Below are 16698 nucleotides of genomic sequence, written 5' to 3' on the forward strand. Positions count from 1 at the left end.
GGCCAAGGTCACGCAAAGGTGCCGGTCTCCAAGAAGACGTTCCGAAGCAGGAGGATCGGCACCCGCTCGCGTTCCGTTTCGGCCATGACGACGATCTCGAAACGGAATTGCGTCGGCCGCCCGCCGGCCGTTGGTGCGACGCGGTTCCGGGCCAGCCAGCTCGCCACGCCCTGCCCAAGAGTCCGCGCCAGCGCGGCACCGCCTGCGTCCACCGGCGTGGGCGCGCAGAACAGGACGGGCAGCCGGACCCACGCGTCATGCCGTGGATGGTCCACCGTTGCACCCAAAGCCGAGGCGAACTCGACCCTTGTGCCGGCGAGGAGTTGCCCCTCCGCGCGGTCGAACAGCGTGCCGAAGAACCGCACCAGCTTCGTCTCCAGCGATTCCGCCGGCGTCGAGGCGGGGTCGTCTGCCAAGTTGATGGCCGTGGCGTACTCAAGGCGCGGGCCGATCTTCCGGCCGACCCCAACGCTCCCCGTCCTGTACAGGAACTGGTCGTTCACCAGTTCTGGGCTGGTCGCAATGTTCGCGTTCCGGAGCAGGTCCACCGCGCCCCACGCCACCTGCTCACGCAAGGCGTCCAAGTCGCCGAAGACCACGCGGCGGCGCACCGGCGTGCCGGGCTTTGGGGCGTTGGGCATAGCGTACAGCGTCGTCACGCAGGGGTAGCGGTCCCCCATGACCAGCTTCGGCGGGACGGGCTGCCCCGTCTCGTCAAGCGCCAGCGGCAGAATTCGACGTGCGCGCGGAACCGGTTGGCGGTCGAGGCAGGCTGCAATGGCGAGTTGCCCGCCGCCGAAGGACTCGGTGAGGGTGGCCTTGTCGCTGGCGGTCGCTTCGGCGAAAGCCGCCCCTGCGACGGTTCCAAGGGCGTTCGCCACCTCCTCCACGAGCTGGGCGAAGCGGCGCAAGGCCGAACGCACCGCCTCCGCGGCGCCGGGCGCCACCGGCTTCGACAGGCCGAGCAGGAGCGGGGACAGCGCCGGCCAATGCCGGTGGAAGCTGACCAGGCAGTCGAGCGGCCCGCGCCCCTCCCCCGCCAGCCGTGCCGGCGCGTACGCGCTGTAGCTGGCGGACAGGATGGCGGTGTCCTGGGCGTACCAGCTCCGGCCATAGTCGATCCGGTAGCTCCAAGCCCGCGCCCGCGTCACGTGGTCCGCCGGCGTGGACGGCTTGGGAGGGGTGGGCGGCGGCGCCTCCTCTGGCAGGTCGCGGCCGGCCTGGGCCGCGTGCCCCAGCGCCACCGGCGGTGGCGGGAAGCGGCGCAAGGGGATCGGGATGTCCCAGCGCCGTCCCGACGGCGTCGAGAGGGGCACAGCTTCGTCCTTCCCGGTCAGCAGCCGGAACCAGCGCGACCCGCGGTAGCCGCCGAGGCCTGGGTCCTGTGGCTCGGGAACTTCGATGTAGTCGATCAGCACGCGCAGTCCGGCCGTCAGCATGGCGTGGGCGTTGTCCGCGTCGGGGGTCAGCAGGATGTTCAGCACTGGACCGCCCGCCGGGGATCCCGTTGACGGGGCCGTGTCGGCCGGCGCCGTCTCGATCTTGGCGCTGCCCAGCTGTGCGGACGCCGGGGCGGGCTTCGGATCGACGAACGCCGGGCGGCCAAAGATCCGGGGCGCGCTGGTGCCTTGGCTGGCCGGGGCAAGCGCAAACTGGATGAGCGTCGAGACCCGATAGACCGCCGTGAGATCGCCCAGGAACTCCTCGCGCAACGTCTGCACCGCGCGGCGGTGCAGCGGCTCGGGACGCGCTGAGGCTTTCAGAATCGGCGTGGCGCGCTCGGCGAACGCCTGGGCCAGCGTTCGCTTCGCGCCCATGACGCGCGCCATGGCGCTGCCGTCGATCTGCCAGCATGCCACCGCGCAGGCTGGTGTCAGCACACTTTCCACCGCGGCCAGGAAATCGGCCGCCCGCGCGTCGAGATCAACGTCGGTGACGGTGGCGGGGATCAAGTCGGGGGTGTCATCGTCGCGGAACACCCGCACCAGGACGTTGCCCGAGCGCAGGGTGGTGGACAGCGGCCGCGGCGCGAAGAACGCCGGGCTCGGCCACTCCGACAGGCTGTTCGCCACCAGCAGGTTCGGCCGCACGACATGCAGGCCGCCACGGCCGCGCCGATCGACGGCGCGGGCGATCCTTATGCCGGCCACGGTCGTCTCGAAGGCTTCGGCGAACCGGCGCCAAGCATCGTCCGTATCCCCGGTGACCGCGGGGGACACCACCGACGCGACGGCGTGGACCTTCGTCGCGCCCACCGCCGTCGCTTCCGGGTGCACAAGCTCCGGCCGGCGGTTCACCAAGACGGTGGCGACCAAGGCGGACACCGGTCGTCCGACGCCGGCAAGGGCGCTCACATCCACGGACGCGCACACCGGCGGTGGGGCGTGTCCCGATCCCAGGGCCGCGATCACGCCTTCCACAAACGTCACCAGCGTGTTTATTGGAATTGGCGCCGACGCCCTGAGGACATCCTTGCCGTCGAACAGGTCCTGCGCCCGAACCTCGGCCGCAACGCTCACCCCGGGAGCCCGCAGGACGTGCACGACGTGCCGCAGCGATCCGATGGCAGCCTCGATGCGGGCCAGACGAGCCCGCGGGTCGGGCTCGCCGGCCGGGGGATCCGCCCAGCCTTTGGCGAACGCGAGGCAAACCTCGATCCGCCCGGCGCGCGCTGGGTCGGGCCGGTAGGACAGGGCGACCGCGGGCCATTCCGCCGGGGCGGGGATCTCGTCGGTGTACAGAACGGTGATGGTGGTTGTGGCCGTCGCGTCGGCGATGTCCAGCCGGTTGCCGTAGCAATCCCGCAGCCCCAACCGGATGGTCGCCGTCTCGCCGATGGCCGCGTAGGGCGACACGTCGGCACGCGGCTTCCCGGCGTTCGCTGCGGCAAAGCGGTAGAGCGGGATGGACAGCCGGTAGCGCCAGCGGCCCGCGGCCGGAGGTCCGGCATCGGTCGGGCCGAACGGCAGGATCTCATCGGGCGGGACCGCCTGGAAGGCGGCGCTGCCTGCGATCGCGAAGTCGAGGAGGTTGAACTGCGCCGCGAGCGCCTCGTTCTCCGATGCGGCCGGATTGGGCTCGGTCCGCTCGACCCTGAGGGTGAGGCACCCCGGTTCCACCGCCGCCGCACTGGTGCTCTGCTCGGGCAGAACCGCGACGAGCGACCGTCCGGCGTCGGGCTCTGCGGCGAACACCGCGTCGAAGACGCCGCGCGCCCGCTCGGTTCCGCCGGCGTACTCGATGAGAAGCTGGATGGAGGCGCGCTCGCCCCCGGCATCCCGCAGCAGGTCGTCGAGCGGTGTCGTGCCGCGTACCGCATAGCGGAGGGTGAAGCCCGGTGCGTTGGTGACGCTGCATTCCCGAACCAGCCTCAAGAAGCCGGCGGCCGAGGTGATCGCCGCCGCGTCGTCCGCCGCGTCCACGGCGGCGAACCCCGGCGCGCCGGTGTCGACCGGCGGCAGGGTCTTCGGCGAAAGGTTCGTCTTGACCAGCAGAACGCCGGGATCCGCGTCATCGACCGTGAGCTGCGTGTCCTTGGCTTTTCGATAGGCCACCCGCAGCGTCGCGTCCTGGAGCAGCGCGCGGTCCTCGCCGAGGAGGCGCTCCAGAACGAGCCGGCTGCGCGTGTCGGTCCCGACGAGTTCGTACAGGCCGGGGAGCGCGCGCCGCGTGCCGGTCTCGGGAGCGTTGCCGAACACCGGCCGCACCCCGAGTTCGATCCGCGTTGCCCAGGTCCAGCCTCCGACCACCACGGCGCGTTCCGGCGCGCCCGGCCGGGCGTGTTCGACGGCGGTCAACTGGAACGCCGTGCCCGACCAGCCGGTTCGCAGTTCCTCGACCAGCGGAGCCGGCAACGGCCACAGGCTCCGTCCCGACGGTACCCCCGCGGTCTGCAGCCTGTCCCGCATCGCCAAGCGCACGCTGCGAGGGCGCGTCTCGAACACGGGCAGAGGTGCGAAGACCTTGATTCCGGGATCCGGCGCGAGCGCCTGGGCGGCGGCGATCTTGGCGACCTCGACCGTATGGACGAGGGGTCCGGCGGTGCGGAACCAGCCAACCCCGTGTCGTGCCTCCAGGCGCACGTCGTACGCCGTGTCGCCAGCGGGAAGCGTGCGTGGGACGCCGGGGATCTGTTGGCCCAGGAGATCGAACAGCGCCGCGCACCCGGGTGCTCCGTCCCTCGGCGGCCGCAGCCCGTGCAGGAAGAAGCGGGCCGCCATGTCCAGCAGGGCGCCGGCTTCCGCATCGCCGATCTTTCCCATGATCTCGCCGAGCGGGGCGGCTGTGCGCCGCCAGTCGCCGCCGGCGGTGGTCTGGGCTTCCAGGATGGAGCGCGCCCGGTCCACCACGCCCTTCACCAGCATGGCGACCCAGTCTTCGAAGGCGATCGTGGCCAGTGTCCTTCTGCTGCTGACCGCCGCCATCGCCGGGTGGGCCCGCAGTTCCAGGGTCGTCATCATCTTCTGGAAGAAGTCGCGCACTTGGCGCTCGTAACCGTCGTCGTGCGTGGGGGTGTGGCCGTCATCCCAGAAGGCGACGCTCTGCAGGACGCTCGCGGGGTCGCCGTCGCGGCTCAGGACCAGGGTGGCGTCCGGGAGCATCGGCACGAAGGTGCCCAGGTGCTTGCCCTCCCGGGGTGTCGGCGCCACCGAGACGTCGAAGTTGTCGGCCAGGAAGGCGGTGATCCGCCCGTAGTCGAGCGGCGCCAGCCCGGCGCGGGACAGCGAGCCGGCGTCCAGCCTTTCGGCCAGCCGTGCAAGCTGCCCGCCCGTGACCGTCCAGTCGAGCGGGGAGTGCCCCTGGTCGCCGATCCCCATGGCGACAGCAAAGGCTAGTAGCGCGTGGACCAAGTCGCGCTCGGCCGCGCGGGGGCCGTCGGCAGGGCGCAACAGGACCAGCAGGGGCACGACGCGCGATTCGATCCGTCCGCTCTCCGTCGCCTGGGTGACGTCGAGGGTGAAGGCGAGGGACAGGGCCGCCTTGGGCCTTCCAATCTTTTGGAAATAGGGGAAGGCGCCCCACGCGATCACGTCGGACGCCGCGGCCAGGGCCGCCCCGCGTTCGGGCAGCTCCCAGCGGTAGCTGATCTGGGTCGAGAAGCCGAAGCTGATGCTGATCTCGATGGTGGCGCCCCAGATGCGGATGCGGCCAATCACCACCGTGACCGACACGCTGACGCCCGCCTCGATCCAGAGAACGAGCGAGCGGTTCTGTTCGTAATCGACGCCGATTTCCGCGAAGGCGCGCGCCACGACGGCGGCCTTGATGATCCCGAAATCGACCGCGCCGAAGATCTCTGCCAACACGCCGGCGCGACCGATCAGGCGGAAGTGGGTCTGCGACCCCGCGGCCTCGCGGGCGAACGCCCCCTCGAGGACGCCGTAGACGGTCAGCGAGGCGCCGGCGTGGAAGGGGCCGCGCCGGATCTCCTTGCCGAGCCCAACCCGAAACGCCAGCCCGACCTCGATGACCGGATCGTACCCTGGCTTGGTGATCAGGGCCGAGGTCGCCGACGTTTTCCGCGCGAAGTAGGCGCCGCCGTAGCCGATGAACGGCAGCACCTGGACGTTGAAGGAGCGTGAGAAATCCTGCCCCTTTGGGAAGCCCAGTTCCAGCTTCCAGTTGCCGTTGGAGTAGGCCTCGATGCCGAGATTGCCGAGGATCACCGACGCCGCGCCCAGTTCGAGCGTCCGGAACGTGTCCGGGGGCTGGATGTCCGCGGCGAAGACGCCGATCTCGTCGGTGATGCGGCGGTAGATGACATCGATGTCGAACAGCGCCGGGGCGCCCTCTCCCGGAATTCGGACGCGCAGACCGTAGAGCGCCGGCGGGCGGTCGATCAGAACGAGCTCGACGGTTGCCGCTGTGCCGAGCGCGGCGCTGAGCGCCACGGTCCATCCGGCGTCGGCGTCGAACTTGATCTTATCGGGCGTGATGTCCTTGGCCGCCTTGATCTCGCCAAAGGCCTTGCGCATGGCCGCCACCACCGCGTGGGTGGATCCGGTGAACTCACGTTTCGGATCGGGATCGACCCGCTGGCCCAGCGCCAGATAGTCGAGGCGGAGCGGCGCCCCTCCGGCGCCCAGAAGGCTGCCGAACCAGCCGAACTTTTCCGGCTGCTTGGGCGGGGCGAAGAAGATCACGTTGAGCGTGCCGGCCTCGGGCAGCTTCCGCCCGAGCGCTTCCAGGACGCAATCCACCAGCACGAGCCGGTAGTCCGAGCCGCCGGTGTCGAGCAAGACGTCACGGGCGCTCAGCTTCAGGATACCCTGCAGCCCGATGTCCAGCGGCCCCGAACCGCCGTCGAGCTTGAAGCCCAACGCCAAGGGGAATCCGCTCGGCACGGGTGGCTTGTTGAAGTCCGGCCAGCCGATCACCACGCGGGCGCCGAGGCGCTTGGCGGCGCTGATCAGGCTGCCGAGCGACCCGAGATCCAGCTTGAACTCAAGCCCGAAATGGAAGGCCGGGACCTCCGGCAAGCCGAAGCCCAACGGTACGTAGCCGAGATCGGGCATGGTGAGGCGGCCGTCCCCCGCGCCCGGCCACAGGAAGCCGCTCAATTTGAAAGGGAGCCTGGACAACAGGCCATCGCGCAGGTCGCCGACCTGCGCGTCCACCGACATGGAGGCCAGATCGACCCCGAACGTCAGCCCCTTTACCGCCTTGCCGCTGACGGTGAAGCCGGCGGTGACGGCGGCATCGCCGAACGTCAGGGACTTGAGCGACAACAGATCGGCCGACGGACCGCCCAGTTGGCTGAATTCAATCCCCCCCCAAAGCCCGAACCGGGCCTTCACGGACTGCTCCTCGCCTGTCGGGCCGGGCGTCACGACCGCGCCGAGCTGGAGGCGCGACACGGTAAGCGCTTTTATGACCGGAAAGCTCTTGAAGGTGACCGTGTGCGGCTGCTCGTTGAGGAAGGTGTAGGTGCCGGTTCCGCCCCGATCCTCGTAGTATCCCTTCAGCAGGAGCCGCGATGTTTCCGCGCTCGTGCGGCCCCCAAAGATCGAGCCAATGTGGAATTCAATCTCGCTGTCGAATTTGACGATCTTCGAGTTGTCGAGCAGCACCGAAAGGTAGGTGACCACGTACTCGTAGTCGCCGGTCGGCGGTGGGCGGTTCTCCGGCGCCCTGTAGTGGATCAACCCGAAAAGGGAGCTGCGCTCCATGTCGAGGCTGCCTTCGGCGCGGATGCGGTTGTAGTCAACACCGAAGTAGCGGCAGCGGAAGCGGTCCAGTTCCTTGAGGCCGGCAGCCAGGACGACGGCCTCCTTGGGGAAGCCCGATGGCTCGACGTTGAGTGCCAGCACGCCGTTCCACGCGGGATCCTCCAGCCGGTCGAACAGCGGCGCGTAGATGGCGGCCGGTCCATCCGCTTTGTACCGGTCGAGCAGCGCCTGGATCGAGGCCGCCTGGGCTTCGGGGGAGTCGTTGAAGCTCTTCGCCCGCGCCCATGTCGCTGGGTCGTTCAGCAGATCGCGCGCCGCGCCGTCGCGGAACTTGAACACCAGCGTGGGAGCCACGGCGACGCCAGTCCCGGTTCCTCCAGCCGAACCAAGGTCGATCTTGACCCTCCACCCCGCGACGGTGGTTTCCAGGTAGACGGTGCCGAGGTCTTCTGCTTTCAAGCGCGAGACGACCAGGAAGACCCGGTCCCGCTGAAGCGCGTCCTCCAGGATCCAGTCCGTGACCGGCGGGCGCTCGATCCGCAGAAACGAACGCCTGTCCGTGTTCGCGTCCGTGTTCGCCGCCTGGTCGGGCTCGCCCACGGCGATTTTGATCTCTTGCCAGCGGTTGTCCACGATCCGGACGAGGAAGCCCTGCGGCGTGGTGACCCAGCGCCCCGTCTCCGCGGCGAAACCCGGTTGCGAGGCACGGTTTGCCGCGCGCATCAACTTGCGGCGTGCGCCGGCGAGGACCGAGCGCTCCCACCGCACGGCCTCCTCGAAGCGCGCCGCCGCCCCGGCGACGGACGCGAGCGGAAGAAGTGGCACCAGGGGCGTGCTCGTCGGGCTCTGCAGGAGCGGCACCTTCGAGAACGGCAGCAGCGCCGGGCCTTCCGCGGCCAGTCCGGGACCTTCGGCGTGACCGAACAGCGGCGCGTCCTCGGGCTGGGCCACGTAGGCCGCCTTGCGGCTGCCATGGCGCTGCAGCCCCGCCCAGGCCGTGCGGGCGATCCCGGACAGCGCGGTGCCGGGGGCATTCGGATCGTCGTCCGAAGCGAGCGCCGGCAGGCTCGGGTCGGAGTCGCGCAGGAACGCCGGATTGTTGGGGTCGAAGACAAGGTGATCGCCCGGCGCGTCGGGGCGCTCCGGGACAAAGGGCATGAATTCCGTCCCGAGGTTGCCGGTGACGAGCAGGTGCTCCTCCGGCCATCCCGGGCTCCCGTCGTCGCCCGGTACGTGCAGAGCGAAGGCCCCGCTGAACGTGGCAGCGAATCCGGGGCGGTCAACCGGCTGTGCGGTCGAGGCTTTGTAGGTGCGCAGCGACGGCACGAAGACGATGGCGCTGCCGTCGTCCACGGACCGCAGGTTGACCCGGTGCCCGTGCGCCGTCGCAAAGGCGGTCGGCACGCCCGAATCGTCCTTGGCGTGCACCAGGCGCAATCGCGAGCGCGCGTGGTCCTCGACATCCAGCGGGTCCAGGACCGCCTGGACGTCGAGACTCGCGGTGGCGTCCAGCACCGGAAAGCGCAGGGCCCTGGCGCGGGCGATGCGTGGATCATCGATGTCGCTGCCGTGCTTCACGAAATAGCGGATGTCGATGCGCAGGGCGGTGAGAGCGTCAGCGTCCAGTGTCGCCCTGAAGGCGCAGCAGCCGGCCATCGGCCCGTCGGCCAGAATCTCCAGCCCCACCGCCCCGGTGTCGGTCTGCAGATCGATGCGGCTTTCGACGCCGGTATCGTCCCCGCCGGCGATCAGGCGCACGGCGCCGAAGGTGGGCGTCGCCGGGTCCTGCGTGAACCGGATGCGGTCGTCGAGAACCTCCACGCGGGCGCGGTCGCCCAGGTACAGAGAGAGATTGCGCATGGCCAGGACGGCGTCGGTCGCGGTCCGGTCCGCCTGCGGCGTCAGGAGGAGCTCGGCCAGACGGCTGTCGTCGCGCGCGAACCAGCGCAGGCTGGATTTGCGGTCCGGGCGCGGCGGCCCCATCAGCCCCTCGATCTGCGCGGGCGTTCGCCCCTCGGCGCGCGGCCGGACGACGGCGTAGCGCCCCTTTCCCGCCGTGTCTTTCAGGGACAGGGAACTGGGTGGGGCGTCGGCGTCGTGAATGAAGTAGAAGCGCGGGGCGGTGGCGCCGTCCGCGGCAAACACGCGGCTGGTGCCGAGCTTGACGAGCGTCACCATGCGACGTCATCGCCAATGGCGAGTGGCAGCGCCAGAATGGCGAGCGCGCGCGCGCGGGCCGCCTCTGGCGTGAGGTCGACGGTGTCCGGGGCAAGGCGGGTTTCGCCGAACGGCGTCCGCCGGGTGAGCGTAACGCGCGACAAGTCCTCGACCGCCGAGCCGTGCAGGACGCCAGCACGCTCCAGCAGGTGGCCCAGGCGTTCTCCCGCGGCCGCCATTTCACTACGCCCCTGAACCCGGATCGGGATGCGCACGAGCGGGACGGCGCGTGGCGGCAAGTAGATGCATTCCCGGAAGGCGGTGCAGGAGTTGCCAACGGCCGGCGCCTGGCAGATCTGTGTGAGGCTGTCGCGGCTGCGGTTCGACGCGTCATCGAGCGTCGTCCGGGACCCCGCGAAGACCAGCACGGCTTGCGATACCGCGGACGGTGGGGGCGCTGGATCGGGGACGGGGGTGCGGTCTGGGATGGAGGTCGGATAGAACAGCCGGCCATGACGGCGGCACGGCTGGTCGCCGAGCAGATCCACCAGATGCGTCAACTCCACTCCTTGGCTCTTCGCGGCCGCCACGTCGGTGGATCGGCTCACCGCAACACCCAAGGTGTCCAGCACCGGCTGGAAGCTGAGATAGGGTTCTTCCCCCGGAAGGGAGGAGACGTGGAAACTTTGCGGCGCGGCGGCCACGTACACCAGCTCGCTGGCACTCCGGCCAATCGTCGCGCCGGCGATCAGCATTTCCATCCCCGGCGCGAGATCGACCTGACCGCGAGCCGAGCCGCCGAGGACGGGGCCTCCAGTCAGGCCGAACCGCATCTTCAGGTCGGCGCTTGGGGACCTGGGGAGCGCCGCCACCACCGCTGCGGCCGCCTCGGCGCGCAGCCGCTCGTCCGGAATGCAGGCCTCCAGGTTATCTTTAAAACCGTCGGCCACGAACCGCACCGCCTCGGTTGGCTCCGGAGGGGCGGTCCAGTCCACCCGGACGGCCAGCGGCCGGTCGCCGTCGCCAATCCGCACCCACGTAACCCGATTCAGTTCAATGGTGAGGTCTCCTGGTGCCTCCTGGTCCTCTGATGCTTTCTGGTCCTTCGGCGCGATGGTCTGGCCCGTTGGGCAGCGATCCATGTTCAGGCTTGACCAATCCACGGGGAGCACGATCGAGACGGAGGAACGATCAGGCCTTCCCGCGAACGCCGGCACGCGCTTTGGCACGATGGGGTAGATCAAGGGCTCTCCCCTAGCTGGCACGACGTCGAGCACCTTCGGCGCGGCGTGCTGACAACCGGGCAGCGCGGCGGCGAGAAGCAGCATGGAAATTGCGCGAGTGCGACGTCTCCCTGGACGCATATCGAGCTCCGGCTCGGTTGGGCGCAGTAAGAAGAGCCATGCAAGGCGCAATCAATCGGACCGGCCTGCGTGGCTGGTGTCAGTCGATACGAGAGTTATCGATGCAGTCGGGCGCCTTTGGCCAGGAGCCCGTGAGTCATCATGGGAACATCGTCAGGTATGCGAACTATCTCATCGATGACCGATGTGTTCAATACTCTTTTTTGTCGCCATATGCCATGAGCCAAGCAAACTAATACCAATGGGTGAGCTGAGAACAGGCAATTTAATTGCGCGACTTGTGATGCATACTGGAGTATGTGTGGATCGTAGCCGCTCGATCTCATTTGGTTGCTTAAAAAAGCATTGCTGCGTACTTGCTTCGTGGCCGACCGGTAATGATGCCACGGCTGGTCATTCGGATCGACTGGGCTCGGCGCGACATCGAAATCAAGGGTCGTGGCGGATGGTGCCGTGCTGAGGCATTTCCCGGCGGGGCGTGGCTCTGCGTGCGCGCCAAGAGGTCGGGTCTCCAGCTCGGCGATCCCTGCCGCGTGCAACCGGGCCGTCACTCGCCGTGCCGCCACGCTAGTGGGGCGGCGTTCACGGCCGTCCGTTCAGCTTGCTCCCTGCCGGTTGGTCCTTTGCGGGGATCGCGGCACCGGCGCAATGTATCGCCCACTGTTCCATAAGTGTGCGCCGCTTTTCCAGGAGGTCCGAGCGCCGGTAGGCGGCCTCGACCTTGCTCTCCAGCGCGTGGGCCAGGGCGGCTTCAGCGACCTCGCGTGGCGCGTCGGTCGTCTCGGCGCACCAGTCGCGGAAGGTGGAGCGGAAGCCGTGCACGGTGGCGTTCACCGCGAGGCGCCGCAGCACCATGGTCAGCGTCATGTCGGACATCGGCCTGCCCGAGCGTTCACCGGGAAACACCAGGGCCGCTGGGTCGCTGCTGGTGCGCGCGCGGGCGGCCTCGGCCAGCACGGCAAGGGCGCGCGGGGCGAGCGGCACCGCGTGCGGCTTGCCCGTCTTCATCCGCTCGGCTGGGACCGTCCACAGCGTCGCGGCAAGGTCGAACTCGCTCCACCGCGCGCCGCGGGCCTAGCCGCTGCGCACCGCGGTCAGCACGACGAACTCGAGGAGCCGCTTGACCGTGGGACTGATCATCGCCGAGTCGCGCAGCCGGGCGAGGAATGCGGGAACCTCGGCGTAGGGCAGCGCCGCGAAATGCGTCGTCTGGTTCTTCTGCTTGGGCAGGCCCTTGGTGACGGAGCGTACCGGGTTCTCGCCCTCGCGGAACCCCTTGGCCGCCGCCCAGTCCAGCACGGTCCCGATCCGCTGGCGCACCCGGCGGGCGGTCTCCGGCTTCTCGAGCCAGATCGGCAACAGGCAATCGCGCACCTCCGGCGTGCCGATCCGGTCCACCGTCAGGGTGCCGATGACCGGGAAGACGTGGGCGTCCAGGGTGGCGAGCCATTGGTCCGCGTGCTTGCCGTTCTTCCAGGAGTCCTTGTGCTCGGCGTGGCAGGTGCGCGCCGCGGTCTCGAAGGTCGGCACGACGCGCTGGGCCTTGCGCCGCTCAGCTAGGGGATCCCCGCCGGCGCGCGCCACCTTGCGCATGGCGAGCGCCGTGTCGCGCGCCTCGGCCAGCGACACCAGCGCGGTGGAGCCAAGCCCAATGTCATGCCGCTTGCCCTGGATCACCAGGCGCAGCAGCCAGCGCCGCGCGCCGGATGGGTCCACCACCAGGTACAGGCCGTTGCCGTCCGCGTGCCGGCCGGGCTTGGCAGTGCGCACGAAGACGGCGGACAGTGCTTTCTCCGGGTGCCGGCCAGTTCGCTTCACCAGTTCTAATCCCTGTCTTTCTCACCCCACACCTCACCCCACATCATATATTGGGTGGAGGCGAAAGACAACGGACGTTGGTGAATGTTGATGGATTGATGATGTATGTGTATCAATGAGATAGCGGACGGTGCCGAACAGTAAAAACGCTGGCGAATACTTGTTCGATTCCCTCTCCCTCCGCCATATATCTTAGGGCCAGCTATCTGGCCCCTTCCGCCGGCGGCGGAAACAGTGTCCAAAGCCAGTGTGTACTGGATCTGTGTGCCGACGCAAGCCCAAGTCATGACGGGCGTTTGTCGCGGTTCAGTTGCAGAGCAGTCCACCGCTCTTCCGAAGCATTCTCGCTATTCGTTAGTGGCTTGATGTCGCCGGCATCGTAAGGTGCCGGTCCACGCCGATCCCTTACCAATCGCGGGGGCGTCGCCAAGCGGGACGTCAGAGCGAAGGGTGACCACATGCCGCGCGTGGCGCCCCGGCGCGCCGGCTCTCATTTGCACTCAGCACGGATTCAGTACCGGCCGACGATCGCGGCTGCTCGGTCCTGTGTACACCCCGCTTTGCAGGCGCCCGAGGTGGTCGGCGACCAACGCTTACCACGGTGAAACGATCCACCGGGTCCGCTCCGACCAGAGCCCCGAGGACAAATGGTTTGACGGCCGATTTGCGGCGCCGCAAGTCGGCCGGCGCGTCAGCTTCAATCGTTCATGTCGCGCAACAGCGACCCCATGAGCGGCCCCATAACGTCGCGTGCGTGACGGTGAGCGTGCCTCTCCAGGCGCTGCCACTCGACAGCCGTCAGCGGCCGGCCGATCAAGCGTTCGAGCTGCTTACGGATGTTCGGCACGACGGACGCAGACACGGGAGCACCGGCGTCCGCCAAGGCCTTGTCGGAGGAGAGCGCTGCCCAGAGCCGGTGCAGCGTGCCGCGCGGGCCGTCGAGAAGGCCGGCGATTTCATAGCCGAGGTCGCGCTGCGATGCGTTCCAGCCGTCCAGGATCTCGTCGAGCTGCGGGGACCAGCGCTTACGCTCCTCGATCAGGGCGACGGCGTCCTGATGCAGGTCGTCGAGAATGTCGGGCGTCATGGACGCATGGCAGGCCTGCTCCCACGTTTTGACAGCCGCATCCAGGCGCGTCTGAGCGTCCGGTGCGTCGGGATGATCGATCTGATGGACAAAGGCGTCGATGACACCAGCGACGACGTCGTCATTGATGCGCAGGATGTCGTCGATCATCTTCATCACGCCGAGCGAATGAGCGCTCTCAGGGTGGTCGACGGATCCTTCGATAGCGCGTTCGAAAATATTCTCTGACTGCCTACCTGCCATTATGTCCTCCTGGTGTGTGGCCTCCCCGTCTATATGGTCCACTTCCGGACAACTCTGACAAAATCTGCAGCAGGCCGTGTGAGATGGCGATGGCCGGAGACCTCGTGGTCGTCCGCTGGCGGGTGCAGCCGGGCGACGGCGTGCCCGGAGCGTCAGCGCCAAGATGACAGGTCCAATGGTCGACTTGCGGCGCCACAAGTGACGTGCCGGTGTGATCGCGCGCGAATCCTCATGGCGTGAGCCGACGGCGGCCCGCCGCACCGATGTCCTGGGCAGCGCCTCCGTAGTGGACCCGGCCGGCTGCGGGCAAGAGGATGCCGTGTGCGCCCGCGCGGTACGCATGGCGCTCAAGGGTTGTGATACGGAAGTGATCCGATCGACCGATTCACGCGACCAGCGGCCGGTCAGCGGATCTTAGTGAGGGTCTTCGCCTGCACGGGAACTCACCGAAGCGGATGTTCGGGCGCTATGGGGGCCGCCGCGCCCGAGCCAGTTGCGCGGCGAAGCCGCGCCGGATCGTAGCGTTGAGGGGATGCGGAGCATCCCCCGGAACGTTGCATCAAGAGGGGTGAGGAAGACACTGCGACCCGCAGGGCGGGGAGCCGAACGGCCGCCGCAGGGCGCCGACTGCGCCAATCGGGAGCGTGATAGTCGGCCGACCGGAGGGAGGCCGGCGCGCCGTTCCGGCGCCGGAGCCTGGGGTGTGATCCCTGAATCTGTTCTTGATGCGGGCCTGCGGCGCTCTCCGATCCGCCCCTCTCCTGAAAACTTTCCCGCCGTGATCTGTTGGCTGACCCCTTGTTATAACCTCTGATTGCGAACAGTCTCCTCTTTGTGAGCGCACCCTATCGACATGTTGTTACTTGGGGTTGCGCACTTAGCCGATAAGCCCCCCGCTTGCGGGGGGACGTGGCCCTCCGGGCCACTCTTATCGGCGACCGACGAGCCTTGTCCCGTCCGGGAAGGAGACCCAGATGAGCCCTCCGCGCACCCTCTGGCTGAGCTTCAAGATCAGCGCGTTCGACGGCGCCCCACAGGCGCTCGAGCACCTCAAATACAACACCCGCGCTGACGCCGTGCAGGGCGCCGACCTGATGCACGTCGGGTTCGACGTGCCCGCCGAGGCGCCGCGCGAGACGGTGCTGGCGACCGCGCGGAAGGCGATCCGCGACGAGTTCGCCCCGCTCGACGCAAAGGACGAGGAGGAGCGACGCGGCCTAGTCCGCCAGCTGATCATCGCGCTGCCCCGGGGCATCTCCGAGGAGCAGCAGCGTGAACTCGTGCGGCGCTACATCGGCGACCTTACGAAGGGGCGCGCCCGCGCCATCGTCGGCATCCACCGCGACAGCGCTGCAAAGGACGGGTTGGGCAATCCGCACGCCCACATCCTCTTGATCGACCGGCAGGAAACCGAGCACTTGGCGAAGAAGCGCGCCGCCGAGCGGGCCAGGGAAACCGGCAAGAAGACCCGAGCTAGGCGTGAGTATGTGATGCAGATCTTCACCGCGCGAGAGGGCAAGCGCGCCGTGCGGCGGCACTGGCGCGACTTGGCCAATGGCTATCTGGAGGCGGTCGGTGCGCCAGTGCGGCTGGAGGTGGACTCCTTCCGGTCGCTGGGCATCGAGCGCGAGGCGACGATGCATGAGGGGCCGGGGCGGGCGCAGGCTGCGGCGGCGGGCCGGCCGTACAAGGGCAAGGACAAGCCGCCGCCCGAGCGCGTCAACGAGCGTATACGCCGGATCAACGAGCGGGCCGAGGAGGTCGACCACCTGATGACGGAGGTGGCCCGCCTTGAGGGCGAGAACCGCGACCTGCAGCGGGCGTTGGAGATCGACCGCACACAGCTGCAGCGTGACATCGAGGAGAACGACGCCGCGATGGAGCGCATGGCTACCGAACGCGACTTGGCGAAGGTCCGCGCGGCGACCGCTGAGAAGGCGATCGCCGGCTACCAGCAGTCTGCGCTCGACGCGACCGCCCGGGCCAACGCGGCTGATGCGGCGCTGGAGCCGACCAAGCGCCGGGCCGACGACCTGGAGCGCGCCGTTGCGGACATCGAGCGCTACCTGGAGGTCGAGCTGGGCCCGGACCTGTCGGTGGCCAAGCGTGTCGAGACGCTGCGCGAGGCGGCCGAGCGCCGGCGCCGGGAGGACGCCGAGGACTCGCGGAAGGAGATCGACCAGCTGACCACGGCGCTGACCGCAGCCCAGGATCTGGCGGAGAAGGAGGCGAAGCGCGCCGACGGCGAGAGGAAGCGGGCGGACGCGGCCGAGGCCCTGCTGCGGCGCAGTTGGGATCTGGCGCGGCGCGTGGCGCTCGCCCTGGCCGAGCGTGTCGAGGCGATGGTGAAGGGCGGAATCCTGGCGCTTGTCGGTAAGATCCTGCCGCAGGAGCCCGAGGCGATCCGGCCGAATGTCGAAGATGGCGTTCAGAAGCTGCGGAAGCTGCTCGCCCAGGAGGGCGCTGCGGAAGAGGCGCGCACCAAGCAGCCAACTCCGCCGGCACCCCGGCCGAAGCTGGCCCCCGCCCCAATCAACGTCGTTCCGCTCGACGCGGAAGAGCGCCGCTTGGAGGCCGCGGCGAAGATGCCGCCTCGCGTGCCAGAGACAGTGATCGTGCGCTTCGCGAACAAAGGCGAGGTGTTCGGGTCCATTGAGGAGGCCGAGCTGTGGGTGCATCGGCAAGTCAAGCAGCACGGATCGATCGCCAAGTACGCTGTCGAGTACGGCCGCGGCGGCGGCGTCAGCAAGCACACCGACTTGGCGGCGGCGCGGGCCGAGCGGGCGTACCGCGACCGGCCGTTGGGGCTGCCGGATATCATCGCGGTCCGCTGACCGACAGCCAGCGCAACAACGACAGA

Annotated in this window: 5 protein-coding genes and 1 pseudogene; 1 reads left to right on the top strand and 5 read right to left on the bottom strand. The window is 68.8% G+C overall.

Annotated features, from left to right (window positions below; translation table 11 throughout):
- Positions 1-8 precede the first annotated feature (8 nt).
- The 5 genes and pseudogenes from PWS46_RS00215 to PWS46_RS00235 form a co-directional block, all read right to left on the bottom strand.
- The gene (locus PWS46_RS00215; RefSeq protein ID WP_434616466.1) at positions 9-9347 is read right to left on the bottom strand and encodes a hypothetical protein; all 9339 of its coding nucleotides are present in this window, start codon (positions 9345-9347) and stop codon (positions 9-11) included.
- Entirely contained in the window at positions 9341-10654 is a 1314-nt protein-coding gene (locus PWS46_RS00220) for a hypothetical protein (protein ID WP_434616469.1), read from the bottom strand. The genes PWS46_RS00215 and PWS46_RS00220 overlap by 7 nt, the downstream gene beginning before the upstream one ends.
- Before the next feature lie 618 nt (positions 10655-11272).
- Positions 11273-11746, bottom strand: a pseudogene (locus tag PWS46_RS00225) (tyrosine-type recombinase/integrase); the annotation flags it as partial.
- A gap of 18 nt (positions 11747-11764) precedes the next feature.
- Positions 11765-12508, bottom strand: coding sequence for a tyrosine-type recombinase/integrase (locus tag PWS46_RS00230; RefSeq protein WP_434616472.1), 744 nt, complete (start codon positions 12506-12508; stop codon positions 11765-11767).
- A 697-nt stretch (positions 12509-13205) separates the two neighbouring features.
- Positions 13206-13745 (bottom strand): hypothetical protein, encoded by a 540-nt coding sequence (locus PWS46_RS00235; RefSeq protein ID WP_434616475.1) that lies wholly within the window; start codon positions 13743-13745, stop codon positions 13206-13208.
- Between the two features lie 1067 nt (positions 13746-14812).
- Here PWS46_RS00235 and PWS46_RS00240 point away from each other — a divergent pair.
- Entirely contained in the window at positions 14813-16672 is a 1860-nt protein-coding gene (locus tag PWS46_RS00240) for a MobA/MobL family protein (RefSeq protein ID WP_434616478.1), read from the top strand.
- Positions 16673-16698: the final 26 nt, after the last annotated feature.

It is taken from the genome of Azospirillum sp. B2RO_4, from assembly GCF_051124815.1.
In the GTDB taxonomy this organism is placed as follows: Bacteria; Pseudomonadota; Alphaproteobacteria; order Azospirillales; family Azospirillaceae; genus Azospirillum.